This is a genomic window from Paenibacillus castaneae, assembly GCF_002884445.1.
GTDB lineage: Bacteria > Bacillota > Bacilli > Paenibacillales > Paenibacillaceae > Pristimantibacillus > Pristimantibacillus castaneae.
Genome location: NZ_KZ614144.1, coordinates 1,478,113 through 1,501,055, shown reverse-complemented (window position 1 = coordinate 1,501,055; position 22,943 = coordinate 1,478,113). Strand labels below are relative to the sequence as shown.

Genomic DNA, 22,943 nt, shown 5'->3' with positions numbered 1-22,943 from the left:
GATAAGAAAACACTTGCCAAATCTATGCAAATATATGTAGAATCTACAAGGGTCATATAGACAGCCTACATTTAATAGAGGAGCTAATCAATAATGAAAAATACTATTGGGGTCCATGAAAGGCCTCCTATGGGACAAAGCTTACTGCTAAGCTTTCAACATCTCTTTGCCATGTTCGGTTCAACGGTTCTTGTTCCGAACATACTCGGAGTTAATCCGGCGATATGCCTATTAATGAACGGTATAGGCACATTATTCTATCTATGGATTTGTAAAGGCAAAATTCCTGCTTATCTGGGTTCTAGCTTCGCTTTCCTTGCTCCTGCAGGCGCCGTAATTGGTGATCGTGCCGCAGGCGGCGGCAATTATGAAGCCGCTCTTGGCGGATTTATTGTTGCCGGTATTATTTTTACAGTCGTGGCTCTTATTATCCAAGCAGCAGGCACAGGCTGGATTAATGCTGTATTTCCGCCAGCGGCGATGGGCGCTATTGTTGCAATCATTGGGCTAGAGCTTATTCCAACAGCTGCAGGAATGGCTGGCTGGATTGCCGAGAAAGGCAAAGAAGCAACCTGGACACCTGATATAACAATTATTGCGCTTTCGACATTCACGTTAGCGGTAACCATACTCGGCTCCGTATTATTTCGCGGATTTATGCGTATCATTCCTATTCTATTCGGGATCATAGCAGGATATGTGCTCGCCTATTTCATGGGCTTTACCGATTTCAGCCATGTTGGCGTATCCGACTGGGTTCAGTCACCGGAGTTTACATTCCCTAAATTCCAATGGACTGCCATTATCGCGATAGCTCCAGCGGCGCTTGTCGTAATTGCCGAGCATATTGGCCATCTGGTCGTCACAGGTAATATTGTGGAGAAAGACCTTTCGAAAGACCCTGGTCTTCATCGCTCCTTGCTTGGTAACGGTATATCCACAATATTGTCCGGCTTCACGGGCTCTACGCCAAATACGACTTACGGTGAAAATATCGGCGTGCTTGCTATTACGAAGGTATACTCAACCTTCGTTATTGGAGGCGCTGCTGTAATTGCGATTATCCTTTCTTTCTCAGGAAAATTCTCATCACTAATATCAAGTATTCCAGTACCAGTAATGGGCGGTGTATCCCTGCTTCTTTTCGGTGTTATCGCTGCCTCCGGCTTCCGGATGCTCGTTGAATCCAAGGTTGATTACAGCAAACCAACCAATCTTTTCTTGACTACTATCGTTCTTGTTACCGGACTTAGCGGCGCAAAGCTTACTATCGGAGATTTCTCGCTCTCCGGTATGGCACTAGCAACGATTGTCGCCATCGTATTCAGCCTTCTATTCAAGCTGTTCGATGTATTCAAGATTTCCAATGACCATGAGGCTGCGGGTCATTAAATAACAAGATTAAGAGGCTCAACATCAATGTTGGGCCTCTTTTTTTGTTTTTTGGTGAGCATCCCTTTCACCCTCTTCATAGCATAGAGCAAAAGGAGTGAAACCGCATGGCCGATTATCGCATCATTGTAGATCTTTCTGATCGTCAGCTATATTTGCTGGATGGCAATACAGTCGTTAATGCCTACCCAGTCGGTATCGGAAGAATGGTTACCCAGACGCCTACCGGCGAATTTACGATTATTAATAAGCAGCCGAATCCCGGCGGACCTTTCGGCGCTTTCTGGATGGGACTTTCTAAGCCCCATTATGGCATTCATGGCACGAATGACCCTTCCTCCATCGGCAGAATCGTATCGCATGGCTGTATTCGTATGTACAACGAAGACGTTGTCTCCTTATCCCAAATCGTACCTTTAGGAACGCGTGTTACGATTCGAACATAGAAGCAAACGGTTCAATTTCACTTGAAAGGGGTAATATACATAGGAAACCGGAATACGAAGGGAGCTGCTGAATATGGATAATAAACAACTCGAAAACATAATCTCGCAGGCATTGGACCGCCATAAGTACGGCTCCTTAGCTACAGTAGAGCAGAATAAGCCGAAAGCCCGTTATATGGCGATTTTTCATGACGGACTCAAGATCCATCTTGCGACTGATCGCAAGACGCACAAGGTCGAAGAGCTGCGGCAAAATCCAAATGCTTATTTGCTGATTGGGTTTGAAGGTACGGGACCAAAGGAGTTAATTGAGATCGAAGGAACGGCTGCTATAACCAAAAACGAGCATCTGCGCAAAAGCTTATGGAATGACGAGATGAAGCAATGGTTTGACGGACCTGATGATCCCGATTACATCATACTCGATATCACTCCATCACGAATTGTATATGCGGGAAAAGATAAGGAACGGCATGTGTGGGAAGGATAAGCTGAATCTCGTTTTTCACCTATAAGGAAAAAAGAGCGGATCGTCCTAGAAGATGGTGTCCAAAGAGCATGAAGTTCGCTGGAGAGATAGCTCACTTCAAACCCGAATTTTGGAAAACATGAAAAAAATAGCCGTACAGAGTCTATTCCTGTATGGCTATTTTTCTCTTTTGGTCTATGGTTGCTTCCTTCATCAGATTATGGGCAAGCGAAAGCCCCTACCTTCAGACTTACCTTAGGCAAGCTGCGAAGCAGGAAACATCGAAACCCCCGGTATCGGATTTCATATCCACTTTCCGTTGTGCATTTACTTTCTTAGTGAAAGACAAGCTTCTGTCCATTCGCGCATGTCCACGTAGTTTTCGTCATCGTATTGCCAATTGTCAAGATTACTGATTTCGGTTTGCCATTTCTTCGACTTTTCTTTATGATACGTGCTGTATTTGACCAGCGCCTCAATCTGTTCATTCTCTAAGTAAGCGTAATTTTCTTCACAGCCATATCCAGAATCTGCGATGATCGTTCCGGGTAGCTTTCCAACGGTTGGCATTCGCTTCGATCTTTGTTCCATCAACAAAGTAGTGCTCAAGCTTTACATACTTCTCCTCAGCCAACTTAATTACTCTACTTACAGCAGGTAAGCGGGAAATTCAACGCCATCCTTTTTTCATAGACGATTTATGAGATGGCTATAGGCTCATATAGGATCATTGAACGAGCAGTTACGGACATGAGATGCGTTATATGAGCGAATTAGCTGTAAAAGCAAAGTTTACGTACATGAGAGCCGTTATTTCCCTTGGATCGGGTCATAATTGGGACTTTTCGGGACAATAAGGGCTCTGAGGTCCGTAAGCAGCTCGAAAAAGTGGTTTTTGCAGTAAATAAAGCCTCCTGTGTCCATTAACTTTTGCAGACCAAATAAATAGAAGAGAGTGTCCCAAAAGCCTATGGCTTTTGGGACACTCTCTTTGTGGTGATCTGCTCTTTTACAATAAGCTTGATAGAAATCATAAAAAGCCTCTGCATATGTGCAAAGGCTTGAATGATAAGAATATGGTGGTACAATCATGGCCCACTATCTTAAGGGGTAGTATCCAATGGACGTGCAGGTTCAAATCCTGTCTACCGGGATTATGGCAAGTTTACATGGCAGATGATTAATTCCGAAACAACACGAGAATTATTAAAACAAACAATTCTGAACAGAATAAGCGATTACCCCCAGTATGCAGATAGGTCATGTCATAGCAAAACAGTATCTGCTATTCTTCTTCAAACAACCGTTCGCCTTTATGCAGCCTCCAGGCAATTTTAGCTGTATGCGGGAGTTCGCGCGCGGTTGGCGCGTGTGCGGCCAAGTATCGGGTGCAGGCTAACAGCATCGTTTCTTTGGCCTTATCCGCAAAAGAGCCTTCATACGCTTGCCAGCGGTCGTATTCGGCAACTGCTGCCTCATACATTTGGAAAGAATGGAATTCTGCATCCTCCCGCAACAGTGCATGCCCAAGCGTATTAAGAAGCTCCCCAGGCTCACCACCGCCATGAATGTAGTCCATCACCCATTGCGCGGCCGGTCCGACCTGCTGGCGCAGATCGAGCAAATCGAGCAGCTCCTGATGGTTGGCTGGCGCGGTTGAGCCGGAAGGCTTCGGTCGCGCCGCTGTCGGCACATTTAAGAAACGGTCAAGATATACGCTGACGGCTCCGTGAAAAATCGCCCGCTGCAGCAGAGGCTCATCCGATTGCAGCAGCCTTTCGTGTACGGCGTGAGCATAAGTGAACGTATGGAGCACTGCAATCCAATCGCCGAAATCATTCTGCGTATGGAAACGAACGATCCGTTCCGCGGCGGCCAGAGCAACTAGCTGCGCTAATTGTGCCGGAGCTGTTCCCGCGATGATCAAGTCACGCAGCAAAGCGATCGTCTGCTCTGGCGTATCGCTCAGCAGCTGCTTCAGCAGTTGCTCTTGCGAATCAGCAGACAGCCGCACATTCATTGACCCACCGGTGGGCTTCGCCTGCGCCGCATTCTGCTCCAGCTCGTTAACTGCTTGTTTGATCGGCTCTACGAGGTTCATCGGCGCCTGCCACTGGTGTAGCTCTTCGCTCCGTGTTGGACGAGCCATCATCGGAACTAGCGAAGTTAAAATCCGCTCCTTTTGCGATGCCTCCGCCCACTCCAGCGCTTCAAATGCTTTGCTGTGGAAATCGAATACATGCCCCCGTCCAAGTAAAAATGATCTGTTGCGGCGATAAGCATCATTTCCGACAGCCTCTTCGTCTCGATGCCCTTCAAAATAGTGGTGATCAGAACTTTCTCAGCTCCCGGCGTATCCCGCACCTCTAGGCAGCTGCGATACCACTCTGTCAACCGTTCGAACGGCACGTCCGCCGACGGCAGCGCCGACAGCAAGTGGCGGGTTCCTCTGCCCGAGCTACCTCGAGCGACATGGACAAGACCTTGGTACAAGGCAAGTATTTTGCCGTTCTTGTCCAGCTTGTCGACGCTTTGCGCCATCGCAGTAAGAATCGTAAGTCCGGCGTTCCAGCCCGTTCCATGTGTCGTGCCGAATTCGATGCCAATGCGGGCGATTTCCTGCTCCGGCACTCCCGCTTCGATCAGTCCGACGACTGCTTTCGCGATGACGATACCGATATTTTGTTCGAGTCCTTCTTTCAGTTTATGCTTATATTTTGCCGCGCCTTTCGCACTCCTGGAAACCGGATTTACAAACACTTCACCGCTGTCGACCCGCACTTCATACGACGGAACATCGTCCGCCCAAGGATCAAGCGTACCGCCGCTGCAGACGTCAAACCGGGCATGATGCCAATGGCACGTCAAAATCCCGTCGCACAAGCTCCCCATATGGAGCGGAAATCCTAAATGCGGGCAGCGGTTGTCCACTGCGTATACATGGTCTTCATGATAAAAAACAGCAATACCGCCTCGTATAACCTTTGCTCCTTCTTCTTTAAGCGCTTTCAAATTGCCTGCTGAAATCCAGTTTAAACTGATACTCATCGTAACAGCCTCCTTTATTTTTTAAGCTGCGCTCTGAACCATAATAATAGTATATAGTTTTATGATACCTTAAAGTCCTGGCAGCGGCTTCAGCAAAGAGTCGGAAATCAGCAAAAAAAATGTACATCCTTTTGCTGAACGCATATAAGACTAAAGTATGAGGCTGCTCACTTCACTAACAGCACGCACAGCCCCTTCTGCTGTGTTTCTAGCATAAGGGGCTACGTTTCCCGACCAAACTAATGACCTGAACAGACACATCTCTAAAACCCTCAAGACATATTACAGCGAAGAAAAGAAAACATCAAAAAAACCCTTGCGCCGCAAGGGTTTTGGAATTGTTTTATATGGTGCGGTAGACAGGATTTGAACCTGCACGTCCATTGGACACTACCCCCTCAAGATAGCGTGTCTGCCGTTCCACCACTACCGCACAAATGTGTTTATTCGACCCTTCACTAACATCCGCTTTGAGAGAAAAAACGAATGGTGAGCCATGAAGGACTCGAACCTTCGACACCCTGATTAAAAGTCAGGTGCTCTACCAACTGAGCTAATGGCTCCTGCTGTGATGAAATGGCTCTCAGAGCTATTTCAATTGAGGATAGATGGTGACCCGTAGGGGACTCGAACCCCTGTTACCTCCGTGAAAGGGAGGTGTCTTAACCACTTGACCAACGGGCCGTTTCGAACATTTAAAACGCATTTGTTGAGACAACAAAAATGATTATATCAGCTTATCAGCGGAAGTACAAGCTTTTTTTCAATTAAATTCATTGCAGCAAGCAATGATCTCTAATTAATAGTCTCAGTCTTAAATACGTTGTCCAGCTTGTCTTCTGGAGTCAGTCTTTTCTTTAATGGAACCTTCACATCTCTGCCAAGCTCTTTGAAGAACGTCTCCACATCACATTCCACTTTGTCCACGAATACAGTCAAAATACCTCTGTCCACAATCGCTTCATTGCCTTCTGCAGGAACCGTAACTTCAATGGAATACTTTTTCATTAAAGTGTTGCTGTATCGACCGAAAATCTCAAGCAATTCTTCATTGTCGAATTTTGCAATTGCTGCTTGTCCCTTGTTTGTGAAATTCAAATTAAGTTTCATGTATACAGCTCCTCTTCTCTTATGATGCATCTGTCTGACTGTTTATGGTGCCCTGGAACGAAAAAACCACTCTCTAATCAGATTTATGATCTGAATATAAAGTGGCATCATATATCAGAAAAGTGTTAACATGTGACACCTTCTAAATTCACCTATAGACATGGGCAAAAGTAAAATATGGTGCGGTAGACAGGATTTGAACCTGCACGTCCATTGGACACTACCCCCTCAAGATAGCGTGTCTGCCGTTCCACCACTACCGCACATTTATAATTGGAGCTTTCCTTCACTCTCATCCGCTACTCTAAAAGCAAGCAAATGGTGAGCCATGAAGGACTCGAACCTTCGACACCCTGATTAAAAGTCAGGTGCTCTACCAACTGAGCTAATGGCTCTCACTGTGACTGAAATGTAGGCTCTAGAGAGCTGTTTCCATTTTCAATTCGAGAAATTGGTGACCCGTAGGGGACTCGAACCCCTGTTACCTCCGTGAAAGGGAGGTGTCTTAACCACTTGACCAACGGGCCTTATACATTTGATTACATGGAATTTCACGACTGGCTGCGACCCATTGTGACAAATAAAAAAGACCGGTGAACGGTCTTCCCGTCGCAAACACTTGTGAGAAAAAATGTGGCGGAGAGAGAGGGATTCGAACCCTCGCACCACTTACGCAGTCTAACCCCTTAGCAGAGGGTCCCCTTGAGCCACTTGGGTATCTCTCCAAATCTGGCTCCCCGAACAGGACTCGAACCTGTGACAACTCGATTAACAGTCGAGTGCTCTACCAACTGAGCTATCAGGGAAAAGTAAAAGTGACTTTTAATAATGTATCATGGTTAAACTTTTCTGTCAAGAAAAATTAAATTTAATTTCCCGCGACATTTGCCGCATGCATATTTGGCGGGATCAAGCTTGCGCTTCCGCAAATACTCCATGCCGCATTTCGTACATATGAGCTTATATCGAAAAGGCAATGTCTTCCGCTCGACTCGGCTTGGGAGCGACTGACAATAGCGCGATCCGCCAACCTGCGCCAATAAATTTTTGAAATCAGCATCTCGATGTTTATATCCCCGTTTCAAGATGTGCAAATGATAATGACACAGCTCGTGCTTAATAATCTTTTCCGTTTCATCAGGGCCAAATGCTTGTAGCTGATGCGGACTAATTTCTATATTATGTGAGGAAGTAAAATAACGCCCTCCCGTTGCTTTCAAGCGGCTGTTAAATGTCGCTTCATGTACAAACGGACGATTAAAATAGCGCAGTGAAATCTGTTCAACCCATTGCTGCAACGCTTCGTTCTCCATCGATTATTATCCCCCAGCTACTTGAATTTTAAAGCTGTCATACGCTACACTGTCAAGTAGGAATTATAAAATGAGCAGAACAGAAATGTAAATAATGCACACTTACATACCGAGGGGAGATTAAAACCGACTATGGCAACTATGCGCTATGTCTTATTCAAACAAAATGACAACATTTTTTTCGTTGAAATGCCAGCTTCACACGCTTATCAGTTAAGCGCACTTAATCTTAGACTTCATAAAGAAATCGATAAATTGACCGCTGAGCATGTACCAAGCTTGCCTTACGCTGTTGCGGAATGCAATGACGTAGAGCTGCATGAAACATCCATTTCAATCATTTCCGGACTGGACTATATCAATCGCCTTGAACAGGATTTCGCCGGTATTCAAGAAAAATCATATCCGCTTATCTCGCTGCTTACAGAAATCCGCGCGCTCCAAGCGCAGCTCGAGCAGTGGTATGAGGAATACGAGGAAGAACAAAGCAATTAGATAGGACCTGCACGGACATACGCCCTTCCCCATACTTTAATATTACAACAAGTTTGGCATGGGAGGAGGGCGATGCGTATGCCGCAGTGGCTTTGCAACCAACTGATGCACGCATTTTATAAGAAAGACCGCCGACAAGTAAAATTGCTGAATGACTGCTGGTTTTTTTACCGAAGCAAGCTAAGTCCTGGTGAATCAGGTAACGGTACTGAGTTTCAATAGTTATTCTATGTGTAGCAGCTGTCGCCCTTCTTAGACGGTTAATGACGAAATATAAGCCGAGTATACAATACTTATACTTCCTTATAAAGAAAAAACCAGCCTCCTCTAAAGGATTTGGCTGGTTTTTTAGTCATTATTCAAGCTTATAGTTTGTTAAAAAAAGCAATATTATCTATAGGCAAACGTGTGGTTGGATGTCCCACTGCCGCTGCTTTGCCAATTGGAAGCATCAAAGTTGGCAAATAACGATCCGAAATATTGAACAGCTCTTTCACCTGATCGCGATTGTAGCCGCCCATAGGAACCGTATCATAGCCTTTAGCGCGCGCAGCCAGCATAAGCTGCATCGCTACGAGTCCGGTGTCAAATACAACGATTTCCTTCAGCCTTTCAGCTGGCAGCGTGGAGTACATTTTCGTCGAATTCGCAATAAAGTTTGCAGCAACTTCCTCTGTCATATAACCCGCTTCAACAGATGCGCCATAAATTTTATCGGACAAGCTGTACATCTCCAAATCGCCAAGAATTATAATAATTGCCGAAGCTTCAGCTACCTGCTGTTGATTGAAGGCAATTGGAAGCAGCTTCTGCTTCAATTCCGGATCAGTTACAACCAGAAAACGCCAAGGCTGCATATTGGAAGAAGACGGCGCTTTTGTAGCGGTCTCCAATATTTCACGAATTTCCTCTTCGGAAATAGCAACGCTGCTATCGTATTTACGAACAGATCGGCGGCTATTCAGCACTTTGTCGAAAGTGACCTCATTATGATTAGTTTGATTGTGTATCGTTGAATCAATTTGTGTTGTTGTCATATCCATTTCCTCCTAATAATTGTTTAATATTTGATCTATCTGCTCCTGAGAACACAATGAACAGAAATAGCGAATAAACGAAACGATGAACAGTAACTGTATCAATTATTTACACAGTATAAAACGTGTCGTTACTTTTGTCAATTTACTTACTTTAATAAACTATATCCATTTGATCGGAATAATGGATATGTTCTATATAAGCACAAAAAGGCTTGCCTGAAGTTTCAGGCAAGCCTTCCGATAAAATAGCCTATTTAGCCGCGTACAATGCTCCCACAGCGGACTGCAAACCACACACCATGAATTAATCAGGCTTCCGCATGGTTAAGCTTACACGGCCTTTTTTCTCGTCTACACTAAGTACCCACACTGTTACTGTATCTCCGACCGATACGACGTCCATTGGACGCTTAACGAATTTATCGCTTAATTGCGAAATGTGGACGAGTCCGTCATTTTTAATGCCAATATCGACAAATGCGCCAAAGTCGATTACGTTGCGCACTGTCCCGTGCAGCTCCATCCCTGGCTTCAAGTCCTCGATGTTCAGCACATCCGTATGGAATATCGGAGGCGGCAGCTCTTCGCGCGGATCGCGGCCCGGTTTAAGCAAGCTGTCAATAATGTCTCGCAGCGTTGGAACGCCAACGCCGAGCACTTCAGCCAAGCTTTCAACATTAACCTGAGCCAGCTTCGCTTTCAGTTCCTCAGAGCCCAGCTGATTAAGCTTAAGCCCCAGCTCCTTGAACAGCTTATCAACAACATCATAGGATTCCGGATGTATAGGCGTACTGTCGAGCGGATTGACCGCTTCCGGTATTCGCAGGAAGCCGATACATTGCTCATAGGACTTAGCGCCAAGACGCGGCACCTTTTGCAATTGCGCCCTTTTCACAAAACGTCCGTTCTCGTCCCGATATTTCACGATGTTTTTGGCAATTGTTCCATTGATGCCAGCCACATACGAAAGCAGTGAAGCAGACGCTGTGTTCACATCAACACCAACATGGTTAACCGCCGATTCAACGACGCCGCCAAGTGTTTCGTCGAGCCGCTTCTGGCTAACGTCATGCTGGTACTGCCCAACACCGATCGCCTTCGGTTCAATTTTGACGAGCTCAGCCAGCGGATCCTGCAGTCTGCGCGCAATGGAGACTGCGCTGCGCTCAGCTACGTCAAGAGCCGGAAATTCCTCCTGAGCGAGCTTAGATGCTGAATAAACACTAGCCCCAGCTTCATTGACAATAATATATTTCAGATCAGGCCCGCTTGCTGCTGCTGCAGCTTTCCGTTTGCCAATTAGCGTTGCAATGAACTGCTCTGTCTCACGAGAGGCTGTGCCATTGCCGATTACGATCAATTCAACCTTGTACTTATCAATGAATCCATTAATAAGCTTCTCTGCTTCTGCTACTTTATGGTTTGGTGCCGTAGGATAGCACACTGCTACTTCTAACAGTTTCCCAATATCGTCAATAACCGCTAGCTTGCAGCCAGTACGAAATGCGGGGTCTACGCCTAGTACGATATTGCCGCGAACAGGTGGCTGAAGCAATAAATTGCGTAAATTTTCCGAGAAAATCGAAATCGCATGCTCCTCCGCCTTCTCCGTCAGCTCACCTCTTACCTCGCGTTCAATAGAAGGCGATATTAATCGCTTGTATGAATCCTCGATTACTGCAACAAGTACATCGCGGATAGATTGAGCCGTACCGTTCCTAAGCAGCTTCCTCTGCATATGTTCGTGAATACGTTCCGAAGACAAATCAAAGGATACACGCAGCACGTCCTCACGCTCGGCCCGGTTAATGGCCAGTATGCGATGAGGCGGAAGCTTGCGCACAGGCTCCTGATAGCTGTAATACATTTCGTATACCGTTTCTTCAGCAGCGTTCTTCGCTTCAGTCTTTAGCAGTGCTTGATCAAACGTGAATTTACGTACCCAAGCTCGAATCGAAGCATCATCCGCTATGTTCTCGGCGATAATGTCCATTGCACCCTGAAGGGCATCCTGTGCTGACTGAACTCCCTTCGTCTCATTAACGTAACGAGACGCTTCAATAAGAGGATCGCCTTGACGAGGCTGCGACCATAACCAGTCCGCAAGCGGCTCCAATCCTCTTTCCTTCGCTACGCTGGCACGTGTTTTGCGCTTTTGACGGTAAGGACGATATAGATCTTCTACCTCTTGCAGCTTGATAGACTTCGTTATACTCTCCCGCAGTTCATCCGTCAGCTTTCCTTGCTCATCTATAAGACGAATAACCTCACGCTTGCGATCTTCTAGATTTCGCATATATTGCAGCTTTTCTTCAATTGATCTTAAGTCATTTTCGTCAAGCTCTCCGGTCATTTCCTTCCGGTAACGGGCTATGAAAGGTATCGTATTGCCTTCATCAAGCAGTCCTACCGCTGACTTTACTTTCGTAATAGGAATAGTCAGCTGAGCTGCGATAGCCTTGATGATACGATCGCTTTCAGCTGCTTTCTGTTCCGTTGTAAGCTTCGATTTGGCTCCGCTTTCTTCTAATTCCTCTGTCAAATGCTGATCTTTAGAATCCGTCAAACGTCATGCCCCTTTCCTTGCTTCATGCTCCTGTATAAGGATTGTTCGCCATTTCATATCCGATCGTCGTTTTTCCGCCATGTCCTGGATATACAATAACTTCTGGACTTAGCTTATACAGCTTCAAGCGGATAGAGTCATATAAATCACGTTCTCGTCCACCAGGAAGATCCGTACGCCCAACCGACAGTTTGAACAGCACATCACCCGAAAACAAATGATTTCCACATAAAAAGCTGACACTGCCAGGCGAATGTCCCGGCGTATGCATAACTCGGAAGGTTAGGCCAAGCAGATTCAGTATTTGTCCTTCGGCAAGCGCATATTCGGCTTCATCTGTTGAAAGCGGTGGTGTTACGTCCTGCCAGCGCATGGAACCGTTCTTACGCGGATCGGTAAGCCAGTCCGCTTCCAAATCATGAATATATACAGGGCAATTTGCTGCCTTGCGCACCTCATCGACACCACCCATATGATCGAAGTGAGCATGTGTCAGTAATATGGCTTCCACCTTTACCCCTTTCAGACGCTCAAGCAGCCTCTTCGGATTCACCCCCGGATCAATGACGATTGCCCGCTCTTGCGGGGAACCATCTTCTGCAGCGGCTGGTTCATTCACTGTAATTAAATAAGCATTCGTCTGTATTGGCCCTAGCGTAAATGTCTCAACTCGCATATTAGTATCCATAAGCGTCTTAAAGCGACTCCAACAGGGTGCGAAGCTCTTTCACAATGACCGACTGATAGCCAGTTCCTTCACCGTAACGACGACCAATCTCTTGACGAGTAACAGCAAGGTTCTCTTGATAATCAGCTGCTTCGCGGTCTGGATTCTCTTTCTTGAAAGCAATCATCGCTTCCTGTACATGACTCGGACGAGGACCCCATTGCCCAAGCACGGCTCCGCCTGTGTCAGCAATAATGACAACGGGCACCGAGCGTCCGCCTAAAGTCAAAAACTGATCCATCGTATCCAAGTGCTCTTCTAAAATAAGAACTTCAACCTGAATTCCGCTGTTCTCAAGCGCGCGAAATACGACTGGAATATTACGTACAACATCGCCGCACCAATCTGCCATCAGAATGAGAACACGAAGATCATCGCGATTATTAAGCGACTCGAAATATGCCTTGTCTTCCTCATCAGTCCACACAAACTTCTCAGACCAATCCAAAAACTGCTCTTTATTTTTGGTCATCCCATCAATAAACTGCTGTGGACTGATTCCTTTGCCAAGCTTGTCTGCTACACTTTTACTCATATGTATCCCTCTTTCGTTTCATAGTTATAAGTATGTTATATGACTTCATTATACCGATTTGCGACGCGCACGTACAAATTTAAACAGGACATAAACGATAAGCAGCGCAATAGCGATTAGAATGGCAGGTTGTACATAAGCACCTGCTTTCTCATCAATTTGATCCCAATTCTCGCCGAGCGATTTGCCTAAATAAATAAATAAAATAGACCATGGAAGTGATGCCAATGCTGTAAGAAGGGTAAATAGCCCAAAATTCATACGCGCCATTCCAGCAGGAATCGAAATAACCTGTCTCATAACCGGCACGAAACGGGCGGTGAACACAATACCTGCGCCAAATTTATTAAACCAAGTCTCGGCTTTATCAACATGTTTCTTTTTTATCTTAATGTATTTGCCGTATTTCTCGACAATAGGACGGCCGCCGTATCTGCCGATTGCATATAGAATCCAGTTCTGTCCGACTGCACCGAGCGTACCGAATAGAACCGCTCCCCAAAACGAGATGTCCCCCTTCCATACTAGATAGCCGCCGAACCCCAATACAACTTCACTTGGAATAACCTCAATTAATAAACCAATTAATATACCGAAATAGCCCAAGCTTTCAACCCATTGTAAAACATTGTTCAATAATTCATGAATCCATTCCATAACCGCTCTCACTCCGCCTTCCTCATAATGTCTCTACTTGATTCATTTCACATGTGATGAAGCTATTCTAACATACGTGACGGACAGCCTTCCACTTTAGTCATGCTTAAACAAGCCTATGCATAGACTAGCTATAAATGATACGAAAAGATGAGGTGAGCGTTTCATGTCCAAAGTATTAGTTGTCAGCAAAAGACAGATTCAGTTATTTATAATCGTGGCTGCATTAATTATTATTACTGGCGTTTACTTAAGTTGGGATCAATCGCGAGCAGTTAGCGGACAAGCTGCGGAGGCTCGTGTCATTCAGCTTGTTACAGGCGAGCATAAAGCGCTAACAGCCGATGGAAAAGAAATTGAAGTATATCTCTGGCACCCGGGAACCATTATTGTGAACAAAGGAGAGTCCATTGAGCTTCAAATCAATGGCGTCAATGGAAACAGCCATCCTTTTGTCGTTGAAGGCTTAGGGATCAAAGGTGAAGTTCTAAAGGGTAAAGTAACCATTGTGAGATTTACCGCTGACAAAGCAGGAACCTATCCCATCCAATGCTTGACCCATACAGACATGAAACATGGCGGACCGATGGTTGGTTATATTGTCGTGCTCTAGCTGAGTATCCATAATCTCAGTGACCTCCTCCTTCTCGAACGCATACATATGGGATAGAGAGGAGTCGGTTTATCGTGAAGACTAACTCGCAAAAACATAACGCCGGCTATCCGACTGCGCGAAAAATCCGCAGAGCCTGCAGCAACGAGCTTTACCGTACAGTGAAACGAATGAAGCTCTGGATCTCCAAAGATATGATGGATCAAGCGGAAGCCATTTATTTCAAAAAAGTCATCCTTAACCTGACTTGGGTTATAGAAAATGAGAGCAATCGTAAAGCTCAAGCAGACTGGTGGGACGAGAATGTCGGTCCCGAAATAGCAGAGCTGTGGAAGGTTGATCGTGAGAAGCTCTGCTCTGCTTTCCGCGAAGCCTTTGGCGGATGATTGCAAATGAAAAAACCTGATAGCCACTCGCTATCAGGTTTCTTCATGCATCTATTTGCTTTCTTCCTTTAGACGATCACAGGATACCGTTTGGGTGTTCGTTGGATTTCCTCCAACCTGTACCGTCGCCATGCCATTGGCTTCATCAACATTTTCAATCCATACGCTATCTCCATTGCCGTCCAGCTTCACAGCTACCGTCTGCTTTGATTCATAAATTTCTTTAGCGCGAGCTGTATCCATCTGCTGCACCTCCTCCTGAAAAGTTTGAATTCAATCGAATGATTTATCGTTTATTTGGTTTCGTTATCCATCGTATCTGTTGTTGATTCATCAATTAAACCATTATGAAGCGTCACATTGCCGCCGCCCAAGCCTTCGTTAACCATGCGATCAATATCCATAAAATAATCATCTCGCCCCTCGTTTATAGTCTCCGCCTTCACTTGTTTTTCTTCATTATTATTATCAGGCAATTTAAATTCCTCCTCATCGTTTTGAGAAACCACACAATTAAACGTTATGATCCCTGAGAGCTGTAAATAGCCATCACGAAAAATATGCCCGAAATCAAAGCGTGCCATGCATCGTTTATAATAATGGAGATAGGATCTGCAGCAGAGATTCCATCTTTTTTTGCCGCCATGGCCTATTCTTAAATTTCTGCAAATCAAGCTCTAGGCTTTGCTGCAAATCATTAATAAAATCAGCTTCCAGCCGCCCTATGGTTCCTTCATCGAATAGAACAGCGTTCAATTCGAAATTACTATGGAGGCTGCGCATATCTACATTTGCCGTCCCGACAGTCGCCAGCATCTCATCGACAATCATGACCTTGGCATGAATAAATCCGCTTTGGTAACGATAAACCTTCACACCCGCTTCCAGCATCTCCTGAATATACGACAACGTGGCCAGCATAATGAGCTTGGAGTCAGCTATTCCTGGTATGATAAGCTTGACGTCAATGCCGCTGAGTGCCGCCGTTCTAAGTCCCATCAGCAAGCTTTGATCAGGAATAAAATAGGGTGTCGTTAAGTAAATACGAGCTTTAGCAGCCATAATCGCTGCGAACATGACCTCCATAATCTTCTGATCATTATGCCCCGGCTTGCTCGATACAATGAGTACATCTTCCTCCCCATCGCATTGATGCCTAGGCATGTACACATTCCCATCCAGCATCTCTTTTGCCGTGAACGCCCAATCATTCATGAACAGCTCCTGCAAAAAATAAACCGAATCTCCTTCCAAGCATAAATGGGTATCTCTCCAGCATCCAATCTTAGGGTCCTTGCCTAAATATTCATCACCAATATTAATACCGCCAACGAATCCGACCTTCCCATCCACTATCACGATTTTGCGATGATTGCGATAATTCAGCCTTCTATCAAAAAAAGAGATTCGAGGCGGCAGGAAGCAGCTCGTATGTACACCTGCGCTGCGGAGCTCGTTAATATATTTTTCACTTAAATTCAGGCTGCCTATTCCATCATAAATGACTCGAACCTCAACTCCCTCCTTTGCTTTTCGAACGAGAACTTCTAAGAAAACAATGCCGATCTCATCGTCTCGAATCGTGTAATATTCCATATGGATATGATGGGCTGCCCCTTCAAGCTGCTCCAAAATCGCTTCATACGTTTGCTTCCCATTCGTAAGCACTTTTGATTTATTTCTGCCTGTAATCGGAAAAGGAGCAAGCCCTGTAAGCATCGCATAAACCTTCTCTTGATGTGCGAGCTGTTTATTTCGTATATCCTCCGCAGCTTTGATCGTTGACGACATTTTACTAGCGTATCGAAACGTCTCTTGCTTATAGGGCAAAATGCGTCCTCGTCGCGTGAACTCCTTGCCCAGCAGGAGGTAGGCTATAAATCCAATCAGTGGGCAAACCAAAGCGATGAACAGCCAAGCCGTCATTCGAGCAGGACGACGATGCTCCATGAGGAGAATCAGAGCTAACTGCAGCACATAAATAACGAGCAAAATAATCAGCCAAATAAGCCATGTAATCACGATGATTCACCTCTCTTCTTGGCGGATTAAATAAAGTGACAAGTTTCTATAGTCTGAGCGCTTACTGGGGAAGGTATACGGAGGATACAAAAAACCCGTTCGATTAAGTATCCATCGAACGGGCTTCTTGACAAAAAGTTATCTATGTATTTATTGCTTTAAGGTTACGCCATTATTGTTTTTCTCTAGATATGCAAAAATAAGATGATGCATACTCAATCTTTTTGTAATGAAAGTAGGCAGCCATCGATAATGAATCCCTAATTTATAGCCAATCAGCTTAGCAGCTGATTCCATAATCAGCTTAGGAATTAATACCCACTGACCGGATTGTTTAAGCTCTTGTAGCTGCAGCTTGACGAGCTTTGATCCAGCTTTTCCTACTGAGCTGTAAGGAGTAATCCATGTATTGCAGCGCATCGATACTCCATTATCAAAATAACGTTTAAATTGCTGTTTAATGGAGTAATCATGTGAATGGTAAACGACAGCGTCTGCGCAATAGGCTACCTTATAACCTGTTAAAATGCATTTCGCTGACATAAATAAATCTTCATTAAAAATAACCGGCTCTTGAAAACTACCCATAGCCTCAAATGTGTCTCGCCATATGGCTGAACAAACATTAGAACAAAAAAAAGTCTTAATCCCATGTTCCTCGATATGCTCATAAGCCTTTATTTGCGATTCTTCGGGATAATTATATTGTCTAGCCAAGCGTTCCAATACATTTGCTTCTGGCCTTGCAAGCTGCCGCGCATAAGCATAAACAACCTTTTCATCATTTATAAGCGGGCCAGTTAGCTTCTCAATGAGCTTATCGTCATAGGGAAGCGCATCCTGCGTCATGAAGAGAAGAATATCTCCCTTCGCTTGTCTCGCAGCACGGTTTCGCGTTCCACCATGATCAAATTCGCTGCGTTCCACAGACATAACATATGCGCCAGCTTTACTTGCCATTTCCTGCGTTCCATCATCCGATTGAGAATCAATAACTATTATTTCATAAGGCTTGATCGATTGCTGTCCCAGCCCCACTAGCAGCTGCTTCAGCTCAGTACCGGCATTTAATGTAGGAATTATAACCGATACTCGGCATGATTGTTTGATGTTAGTAAGCATTTTTGTTAATCAAGCCCTTCAATACCGTTTTGAAAATAATTTTGATATCAAAAAAGAAAGTCCAATTCTCAATATAAAAAATATCATGTACGATACGATCTTTAATTGAGGTATCACCTCTAAGACCATTGGTCTGCGCCCAACCTGTAATGCCTGGCCTTATTTGATGCTTAATCATATACTTTGGAATTTCTTCTTTAAATTGATTAACGAAATACGGGCGCTCTGGGCGTGGTCCAACTACGCTCATATGTCCTAGCAGCACGTTGAAAAACTGCGGAAGCTCATCCAGACTTGTACGACGCAGGAAACCGCCAAACTTTGTGCGACGTGGATCGCTCTCTACTGTCCACTGTGTATCGGAAACCTTATCCGTTGATACATGCATAGACCGGAATTTATACATGAAGAAGGTTTTGCGATCTAGGCCCATTCGTTCCTGTTTGAATAGAATGGGACCAGGAGAAGTAAGCTTTAGAGCAATTATAATAAATAACATAATTGGTGAGGTAATGACGATTGCAACTAGAGAAAAAGCAATATCAAACCAGCGCTTGAGTACTCGATTGCTTAGTTCATCAAGCGGCACGTCTCTCACATTTATTAATGGAATGCCGGCAAAATTATCAAAAAACGGCCGAGCAGGAAGCAGATCGAAGAAATCAGGAATGATGAGCGTTTTTACTCCCGTCCGTTCACACATTTCAATAATTTCCGCGTATTTCGCATGGGCATCGAGAGGCAGAGCAATAATGACCTCGTCGATAGGTTCTTTCTCCAGCTTCCGCTTCAGATCATTCAGCATTCCAACAATCGGCTTCATATGCCGATGCTCAGGCGCATGCTCCTTCTGATAATCATCCAAGAAACCAACAACCTCATAGCCAAGATCCGGATGCTGCTGTAGGTTATTATAGAAACTGCGACCGACCGAACCAGCGCCAACAATTAATACAAATCGTTTATTAAAGCCTTTACGCCGGAACGAAGCCAGAATCCGTTTCACACAATAACGATAAGCTGTAATGGCTATAAAATTCATAATAAAGAAGAGGGCAAGAAACTCACGAGATATATGGACTTCACGCGTGAAAAAGAACAGGCTTAGCAAGCCAAGAAAACTTATTGTTTGTATTTGCAAGATTCGCAAAATTTCATAGGAATAATTTTTCCTGCGTTTTGGTGAGTAAAATTGAAAATAAAACCCGATTAACACAGCCGAAAAAGAATAAATCGTCCCCCATAGCAAATAAGTAGAAAATGATACGGAGTCGAAGCTCGGCAGCAAGTCACTATCAAATTTAAGCCAATATGCGGCCATAAATACGACCAATGTGCAAAATAAATCAGCCAACATATAAAGTTGCGTCAAAAACCGTTGGTTTTGCCTTAGCATTCGCCGTTTTCACCTGCATTCTCTTAAATTTCGACCCTACCTTATTGTACCAAAAATAGATTGAGAGGAGTACCCTTAATTTACCACATGGTTTTGTACCGCCAGCGAAACCATCCAAACTCACAGCAAAACCTAAGCTCGCATAATCTATTACTTCCCTTTTAGACGCGAAAACAGGTTTGCTGGTTGCACTGCCAACCGCTAAATGTTACTCCTTGCAGTTAATAATTTCAGACAAATAGTCTGGTTACCACTTCACATCAAGATATAGTATAAGAACATAAAATGTACGGGTTTGACGAATATCCTGATTCCGGCTCTCGACAAACCCGTTATAAAAAACTTCTAAAATCAATCACTGTCTTTGAGATAGTGGTTAAGCGCTTCTCTCCAAGGCCGAAGTACGTTCAGACCATTACTACGAATGGCAGTATGATCCATTACCGAATATGCAGGTCTTGGAGCTGGCCTTGGGAAATCTACTGTCGTACAAGGCTCAACAAGAATAGTGGTGCCGCTGTCTTCAAAAATGGCATTAGCAAACTCAAACCAAGAGCAGACTCCGCTATTTGATGCATGGTAGATACCATAAAAATCAGTTTGCACAAGCTCTAGCAAAAAAGCTGCAAGATCATAGGTGTAGGTTGGCGATCCGATTTGATCAGCAACTACTTTGAGCATATCACGCTCTCCAGCCATTTTCAGTATCGTCTTCACAAAGTTATTGCCATATTTCCCGTATACCCATGATGTTCGAACGATGTAATAGCGATCATGTAGTGTCTGTACTGCTTGTTCGCCAGCATATTTTGATTTTCCATACACCGTTTGAGGATTAATCTGGTCATATTCATTGTAAGGGACTGTGCTACTTCCATCAAAAACATAATCGGTGCTTATATAACAAAGCTTTGCACCTATCTCGCGAGCAGCAACTGCTACGTTACGTGTTGCAGCTGCATTCACACGAAAAGCCTCGTCCGGCTCGGACTCGGCTTTATCTACAGCTGTATAGGCAGCGCAGTGTATGACAACATCAGGGCGATGCAGTGCAAATAAATTCCGGCAGGCTGGGAGACTCGTAATATCAAGCTCGCTTCGGCTTAATCCAATGATTTCAGCCGTATCCGTCGTCCATTGCGATAACTCTCGACCAAGCTGCCCATTCGCGCCAGTAACTACGATTTTTAATGCAGCCATATTATTCTTTCGCCTCCAGGCGATCCTTGTACTGGATGTCATAATATTGTTGATAGGAGCCAGATGCAACCTGCTCCATCCACTCTGTATTGCTGAGGTACCAACGAATCGTTTCCTTGATTCCGTCCTCATAGTTAAATTTCGGCTGCCAGCCTAATTCATTACGGATCTTGTCAGCATCAATTGCGTATCTGCGATCATGACCAAGACGGTCCTTCACATAGGAGATAAGCGATTCTGGCTTGCCAAGTTCTTCAAGAATCGTGCGAACAACCTGCAGATTGTTTCGCTCATTACGTCCACCAACGTTGTAAACTTCACCATTAACGCCTTTATGCAATACAAGATCTATTGCGCTGCAGTGATCCTCTACATAAAGCCAATCACGGACATTGAGGCCATCCCCGTATACTGGAAGCGGCTTATCTTGAAGCGCATTCTGAATCATTAATGGAATAAGCTTCTCTGGGAACTGATATGGACCATAGTTATTTGAGCAGCGTGTTATATTGACGTCTAGTCCGAACGTTTCATGATAAGCTCTAACGAGCAGATCCGCTCCAGCTTTACTTGCTGAGTAAGGACTATTTGGCGCAATCGGGGTATCTTCCGTGAAAAGCCCCGTCTCGCCGAGCGTTCCGTACACTTCATCCGTAGAAACTTGAACGAATTTAGTTACGTTATATTGCTTTGTAAGATCAAGCAGCGTCTGAGTACCAAGAATGTTCGTTTGTACGAAAATCTCCGGATGCAAAATACTGCGATCCACATGTGATTCTGCTGCAAAGTTGATAACAGCGTCGATACCTTGTTGGAATAATGGCTCCAATTCGCTTCGTTGCGCAATATCTGTTTTCACGAATGAGTAGTTAGAATGCTGCTCAATCGAGCGCAAGTTCTCAAGGTTACCCGCGTAGGTGAGCGCATCAACATTAATGATTTCGTAATTTGGATAGTTCTTAATCATATATAATATAAAGTTGCTGCCTATAAAGCCGGCACCGCCGGTAACTAGTAATTTCACGAGTCTAACTCACCCTTCATATACAAAGTTGATTTCCGCATTGGCAAGCACTGGATGCTTACCATCCTTATCCGATAAAATCGGAGTCGATGTCGGCCAGTCGATTGCTAGTGCCGGATCGTTCCAAGCGATGCCACGGTCGTGTTCTGGAGAGTAGAGGGCATCAACCTTGTACTGAACCTCACTATTCGGAACGAGCGTACAAAAGCCATGTGCAAAGCCCTGTGGTACGAGCAACTGACGTTTATTGGCCGCACTAAGAATAAAACCTTGCCATTGTCCAAATGTTGGTGAGCCTCTACGAATATCTATTACAACATCATAGATTGCCCCAGCAGTCACTCGAACTAGCTTCGTCTGAGCTTTCGGCGATAGTTGATAGTGCATACCGCGAAGTACACCAGCTTCTACTGACAGAGAATGGTTGTCTTGAATTAAAGCGTATGAAATACCATTAGCATGGGCTACTTCTTCATTATAGCTTTCCATAAAGAAACCACGGTGATCACCAAATACCGCAGGTTCTAGCAATTTAACACCTGGAAGCTTAGAATCTATTATTTTCATATCGTCACCTATTTTTTATAATTTTAGTTTACCAAATTCTTCGACAAACTTAAGATCTTTCGCAAGCTCATTTGCTTTCGTCAACGAAGCATGAGTGCCCGCATCTGTCCACCATCCGTGGAGAATATCATAACTAAGCTCGCCTGCTTCAATATATGCATTATTGACATCTGTAATTTCAAGCTCTCCACGACCAGATGGTTTAAGCGTTTTAACGATTTCAAAAACATTACTATCATACATATATATTCCTGTAACTGCATAATTGCTCTTTGGTTGTTTAGGTTTCTCTTCAATAGAAACGATCTTATCTCCATGCAATTCAGGTACACCATAGCGCTGAGGATCATGAACCTCTTGAATTAGAATTTTTGCTCCCTTATTCTGTTCTTTAAAGTTGCTGACGAACGGAGCAATACTATCATCAAATACGTTATCGCCTAGAATAACGACCATTTGGTCACCATTTACAAAGTTTTCTGCTAATCCAAGAGCTTGCGCAATACCTCCAGCTTCGTCCTGAACTTTATATGTAAAAGATACACCAAACTCGTGACCACTTCCGAGTAAATTTACTACATCGCCCATGTGTTCTTTACCAGTAACAATGAGGATATCAAAAATTCCACATTGTTTTAGCTTAGCAATTGAATGATAAATCATAGGGTATTTACCTACAGGAAGTAAATGTTTGTTAGTTACTTTAGTAAGTGGAAACAGTCGTGAACCAGTTCCGCCTGCTAGAATAATACCTTTCATATTATCTATCACCATCGATTCTATTATTTGTTTCGACACAATTAAAAACCTACTCG

General features: G+C 44.4%; 26 protein-coding genes and 8 tRNA genes. 7 read left to right on the top strand and 27 right to left on the bottom strand.

All coding sequences use genetic code 11. The features are described from left to right. Window positions 1-93 precede the first annotated feature (93 nt). From uraA to CEF13_RS06390, 3 genes are all read left to right on the top strand, one after another. On the top strand, window positions 94-1,392 hold the full coding sequence (uraA, locus tag CEF13_RS06400) for a uracil permease (RefSeq protein ID WP_208414650.1): 1,299 nt from the start codon (window positions 94-96) through the stop codon (window positions 1,390-1,392). Window positions 1,393-1,499: 107 nt separating this feature from the next. Continuing rightward, window positions 1,500-1,838: a L,D-transpeptidase gene (locus CEF13_RS06395; RefSeq protein WP_102709933.1), complete on the top strand. Its 339-nt coding sequence runs from the start codon at window positions 1,500-1,502 to the stop codon at window positions 1,836-1,838. 73 nt (window positions 1,839-1,911) lie between these two features. Further along, entirely contained in the window at window positions 1,912-2,328 is a 417-nt protein-coding gene (locus CEF13_RS06390) for a pyridoxamine 5'-phosphate oxidase family protein (protein WP_102709932.1), read from the top strand. 306 nt (window positions 2,329-2,634) lie between these two features. Here CEF13_RS06390 and CEF13_RS29000 read toward each other — a convergent pair whose 3' ends face one another. The 13 genes from CEF13_RS29000 to CEF13_RS06325 form a co-directional block, all read right to left on the bottom strand. Continuing rightward, window positions 2,635-2,916: a hypothetical protein gene (locus CEF13_RS29000; protein ID WP_211297037.1), complete on the bottom strand. Its 282-nt coding sequence runs from the start codon at window positions 2,914-2,916 to the stop codon at window positions 2,635-2,637. Window positions 2,917-3,592: 676 nt separating this feature from the next. Then, window positions 3,593-4,408: a hypothetical protein gene (locus CEF13_RS29570; RefSeq protein ID WP_341806375.1), complete on the bottom strand. Its 816-nt coding sequence runs from the start codon at window positions 4,406-4,408 to the stop codon at window positions 3,593-3,595. Between the two features lie 65 nt (window positions 4,409-4,473). Next, on the bottom strand, window positions 4,474-5,355 hold the full coding sequence (locus tag CEF13_RS29565) for a Rieske (2Fe-2S) protein (protein WP_341806374.1): 882 nt from the start codon (window positions 5,353-5,355) through the stop codon (window positions 4,474-4,476). A gap of 348 nt (window positions 5,356-5,703) precedes the next feature. Further along, window positions 5,704-5,788: transfer RNA gene (locus CEF13_RS06370), tRNA-Leu, on the bottom strand. A 54-nt stretch (window positions 5,789-5,842) separates the two neighbouring features. After that, a tRNA-Lys gene (locus CEF13_RS06365) sits at window positions 5,843-5,918 on the bottom strand. Window positions 5,919-5,964: 46 nt separating this feature from the next. Beyond that, window positions 5,965-6,039: transfer RNA gene (locus tag CEF13_RS06360), tRNA-Glu, on the bottom strand. Window positions 6,040-6,150: 111 nt separating this feature from the next. Next, window positions 6,151-6,465: a hypothetical protein gene (locus CEF13_RS06355; protein WP_102709930.1), complete on the bottom strand. Its 315-nt coding sequence runs from the start codon at window positions 6,463-6,465 to the stop codon at window positions 6,151-6,153. Between the two features lie 178 nt (window positions 6,466-6,643). Then, window positions 6,644-6,728 (bottom strand) — tRNA-Leu (locus CEF13_RS06350). A 56-nt stretch (window positions 6,729-6,784) separates the two neighbouring features. Continuing rightward, window positions 6,785-6,860 (bottom strand) — tRNA-Lys (locus CEF13_RS06345). A 57-nt stretch (window positions 6,861-6,917) separates the two neighbouring features. Continuing rightward, window positions 6,918-6,992: transfer RNA gene (locus tag CEF13_RS06340), tRNA-Glu, on the bottom strand. Between the two features lie 107 nt (window positions 6,993-7,099). Then, window positions 7,100-7,190 (bottom strand) — tRNA-Ser (locus CEF13_RS06335). 5 nt (window positions 7,191-7,195) lie between these two features. Beyond that, a tRNA-Asn gene (locus CEF13_RS06330) sits at window positions 7,196-7,271 on the bottom strand. A 33-nt stretch (window positions 7,272-7,304) separates the two neighbouring features. Further along, the gene (locus CEF13_RS06325) at window positions 7,305-7,778 is read right to left on the bottom strand and encodes a SprT family protein (RefSeq protein WP_102709929.1); all 474 of its coding nucleotides are present in this window, start codon (window positions 7,776-7,778) and stop codon (window positions 7,305-7,307) included. A gap of 132 nt (window positions 7,779-7,910) precedes the next feature. Between CEF13_RS06325 and CEF13_RS06320 the strand changes: the two genes are divergently transcribed. Both CEF13_RS06320 and cmpA read left to right on the top strand, forming a co-directional pair. Next, on the top strand, window positions 7,911-8,273 hold the full coding sequence (locus CEF13_RS06320) for a hydrolase/acyltransferase (RefSeq protein WP_102709928.1): 363 nt from the start codon (window positions 7,911-7,913) through the stop codon (window positions 8,271-8,273). Between the two features lie 78 nt (window positions 8,274-8,351). Further along, window positions 8,352-8,495 carry a cortex morphogenetic protein CmpA gene (gene cmpA / locus CEF13_RS06315; protein WP_102709927.1) on the top strand — a complete coding sequence of 48 codons (144 nt, stop codon included), beginning with the start codon at window positions 8,352-8,354 and terminating at the stop codon, window positions 8,493-8,495. A 143-nt stretch (window positions 8,496-8,638) separates the two neighbouring features. On the opposite strand, the gene CEF13_RS06310 is transcribed toward cmpA, so the two are convergent. The 5 genes from CEF13_RS06310 to uptA form a co-directional block, all read right to left on the bottom strand. Then, entirely contained in the window at window positions 8,639-9,310 is a 672-nt protein-coding gene (locus tag CEF13_RS06310; protein ID WP_102709926.1) for a nitroreductase family protein, read from the bottom strand. Window positions 9,311-9,617: 307 nt separating this feature from the next. Then, entirely contained in the window at window positions 9,618-11,855 is a 2,238-nt protein-coding gene (locus tag CEF13_RS06305) for a Tex family protein (protein WP_102716241.1), read from the bottom strand. Window positions 11,856-11,901: 46 nt separating this feature from the next. Continuing rightward, on the bottom strand, window positions 11,902-12,555 hold the full coding sequence (locus CEF13_RS06300; RefSeq protein WP_102716240.1) for an MBL fold metallo-hydrolase: 654 nt from the start codon (window positions 12,553-12,555) through the stop codon (window positions 11,902-11,904). 19 nt (window positions 12,556-12,574) lie between these two features. Then, window positions 12,575-13,141: a thioredoxin family protein gene (locus tag CEF13_RS06295; RefSeq protein ID WP_102709925.1), complete on the bottom strand. Its 567-nt coding sequence runs from the start codon at window positions 13,139-13,141 to the stop codon at window positions 12,575-12,577. Between the two features lie 48 nt (window positions 13,142-13,189). After that, window positions 13,190-13,798, bottom strand: a complete 609-nt coding sequence (uptA, locus tag CEF13_RS06290; protein ID WP_102716239.1) for an undecaprenyl phosphate transporter UptA — start codon at window positions 13,796-13,798, stop codon at window positions 13,190-13,192. 166 nt (window positions 13,799-13,964) lie between these two features. Between uptA and CEF13_RS06285 the strand changes: the two genes are divergently transcribed. Beyond that, window positions 13,965-14,411: a cupredoxin domain-containing protein gene (locus CEF13_RS06285; protein WP_102709924.1), complete on the top strand. Its 447-nt coding sequence runs from the start codon at window positions 13,965-13,967 to the stop codon at window positions 14,409-14,411. Window positions 14,412-14,485: 74 nt separating this feature from the next. Further along, entirely contained in the window at window positions 14,486-14,797 is a 312-nt protein-coding gene (locus CEF13_RS06280; RefSeq protein ID WP_102709923.1) for a dehydrogenase, read from the top strand. Window positions 14,798-14,848: 51 nt separating this feature from the next. On the opposite strand, the gene CEF13_RS06275 is transcribed toward CEF13_RS06280, so the two are convergent. From CEF13_RS06275 to CEF13_RS06235, 9 genes are all read right to left on the bottom strand, one after another. Then, window positions 14,849-15,040, bottom strand: coding sequence for an H-type small acid-soluble spore protein (locus CEF13_RS06275; RefSeq protein WP_102709922.1), 192 nt, complete (start codon window positions 15,038-15,040; stop codon window positions 14,849-14,851). A 50-nt stretch (window positions 15,041-15,090) separates the two neighbouring features. Further along, on the bottom strand, window positions 15,091-15,273 hold the full coding sequence (locus tag CEF13_RS06270; RefSeq protein WP_102709921.1) for a hypothetical protein: 183 nt from the start codon (window positions 15,271-15,273) through the stop codon (window positions 15,091-15,093). Window positions 15,274-15,388: 115 nt separating this feature from the next. Further along, a complete protein-coding gene (cls, locus tag CEF13_RS06265; RefSeq protein ID WP_244917050.1) occupies window positions 15,389-16,819 on the bottom strand; it encodes a cardiolipin synthase in 1,431 nt (476 codons plus the stop codon). Window positions 16,820-16,969: 150 nt separating this feature from the next. Next, on the bottom strand, window positions 16,970-17,941 hold the full coding sequence (locus CEF13_RS06260; RefSeq protein WP_102709920.1) for a glycosyltransferase family 2 protein: 972 nt from the start codon (window positions 17,939-17,941) through the stop codon (window positions 16,970-16,972). After that, window positions 17,931-19,337, bottom strand: coding sequence for an undecaprenyl-phosphate glucose phosphotransferase (locus CEF13_RS06255; protein ID WP_102709919.1), 1,407 nt, complete (start codon window positions 19,335-19,337; stop codon window positions 17,931-17,933). The genes CEF13_RS06260 and CEF13_RS06255 overlap by 11 nt, the downstream gene beginning before the upstream one ends. A gap of 351 nt (window positions 19,338-19,688) precedes the next feature. Further along, window positions 19,689-20,537, bottom strand: a complete 849-nt coding sequence (gene rfbD / locus CEF13_RS06250; RefSeq protein WP_102709918.1) for a dTDP-4-dehydrorhamnose reductase — start codon at window positions 20,535-20,537, stop codon at window positions 19,689-19,691. A 1-nt stretch (window position 20,538) separates the two neighbouring features. After that, entirely contained in the window at window positions 20,539-21,561 is a 1,023-nt protein-coding gene (rfbB, locus tag CEF13_RS06245) for a dTDP-glucose 4,6-dehydratase (RefSeq protein WP_102709917.1), read from the bottom strand. A gap of 9 nt (window positions 21,562-21,570) precedes the next feature. After that, complete coding sequence (gene rfbC, locus CEF13_RS06240; RefSeq protein ID WP_102709916.1) at window positions 21,571-22,128, bottom strand: dTDP-4-dehydrorhamnose 3,5-epimerase; 558 nt, start codon at window positions 22,126-22,128, stop codon at window positions 21,571-21,573. A gap of 15 nt (window positions 22,129-22,143) precedes the next feature. Then, window positions 22,144-22,887: a sugar phosphate nucleotidyltransferase gene (locus CEF13_RS06235; RefSeq protein ID WP_102709915.1), complete on the bottom strand. Its 744-nt coding sequence runs from the start codon at window positions 22,885-22,887 to the stop codon at window positions 22,144-22,146. Between the last annotated feature and the right edge of the window lie 56 nt (window positions 22,888-22,943).

Excerpts from the sequence above, each read along its gene's own strand:
- uraA (WP_208414650.1), top strand. The coding sequence starts at position 94 with ATGAAAAATACTATTGGGGTCCATGAAAGGCCTCCTATGGGACAAAGC.
- CEF13_RS06395 (WP_102709933.1), top strand. The coding sequence starts at position 1,500 with ATGGCCGATTATCGCATCATTGTAGATCTTTCTGATCGTCAGCTATAT.
- CEF13_RS06390 (WP_102709932.1), top strand. The coding sequence starts at position 1,912 with ATGGATAATAAACAACTCGAAAACATAATCTCGCAGGCATTGGACCGC.
- CEF13_RS29570 (WP_341806375.1), bottom strand. The coding sequence starts at position 4,408 with ATGAACCTCGTAGAGCCGATCAAACAAGCAGTTAACGAGCTGGAGCAG.
- CEF13_RS29565 (WP_341806374.1), bottom strand. The coding sequence starts at position 5,355 with ATGAGTATCAGTTTAAACTGGATTTCAGCAGGCAATTTGAAAGCGCTT.
- CEF13_RS06355 (WP_102709930.1), bottom strand. The coding sequence starts at position 6,465 with ATGAAACTTAATTTGAATTTCACAAACAAGGGACAAGCAGCAATTGCA.
- CEF13_RS06325 (WP_102709929.1), bottom strand. The coding sequence starts at position 7,778 with ATGGAGAACGAAGCGTTGCAGCAATGGGTTGAACAGATTTCACTGCGC.
- CEF13_RS06320 (WP_102709928.1), top strand. The coding sequence starts at position 7,911 with ATGGCAACTATGCGCTATGTCTTATTCAAACAAAATGACAACATTTTT.
- cmpA (WP_102709927.1), top strand. The coding sequence starts at position 8,352 with ATGCCGCAGTGGCTTTGCAACCAACTGATGCACGCATTTTATAAGAAA.
- CEF13_RS06310 (WP_102709926.1), bottom strand. The coding sequence starts at position 9,310 with ATGACAACAACACAAATTGATTCAACGATACACAATCAAACTAATCAT.
- CEF13_RS06300 (WP_102716240.1), bottom strand. The coding sequence starts at position 12,555 with ATGCGAGTTGAGACATTTACGCTAGGGCCAATACAGACGAATGCTTAT.
- CEF13_RS06295 (WP_102709925.1), bottom strand. The coding sequence starts at position 13,141 with ATGAGTAAAAGTGTAGCAGACAAGCTTGGCAAAGGAATCAGTCCACAG.
- uptA (WP_102716239.1), bottom strand. The coding sequence starts at position 13,798 with ATGGAATGGATTCATGAATTATTGAACAATGTTTTACAATGGGTTGAA.
- CEF13_RS06285 (WP_102709924.1), top strand. The coding sequence starts at position 13,965 with ATGTCCAAAGTATTAGTTGTCAGCAAAAGACAGATTCAGTTATTTATA.
- CEF13_RS06275 (WP_102709922.1), bottom strand. The coding sequence starts at position 15,040 with ATGGATACAGCTCGCGCTAAAGAAATTTATGAATCAAAGCAGACGGTA.
- CEF13_RS06260 (WP_102709920.1), bottom strand. The coding sequence starts at position 17,941 with ATGCTTACTAACATCAAACAATCATGCCGAGTATCGGTTATAATTCCT.
- CEF13_RS06255 (WP_102709919.1), bottom strand. The coding sequence starts at position 19,337 with ATGCTAAGGCAAAACCAACGGTTTTTGACGCAACTTTATATGTTGGCT.
- rfbD (WP_102709918.1), bottom strand. The coding sequence starts at position 20,537 with ATGGCTGCATTAAAAATCGTAGTTACTGGCGCGAATGGGCAGCTTGGT.
- rfbC (WP_102709916.1), bottom strand. The coding sequence starts at position 22,128 with ATGAAAATAATAGATTCTAAGCTTCCAGGTGTTAAATTGCTAGAACCT.
- CEF13_RS06235 (WP_102709915.1), bottom strand. The coding sequence starts at position 22,887 with ATGAAAGGTATTATTCTAGCAGGCGGAACTGGTTCACGACTGTTTCCA.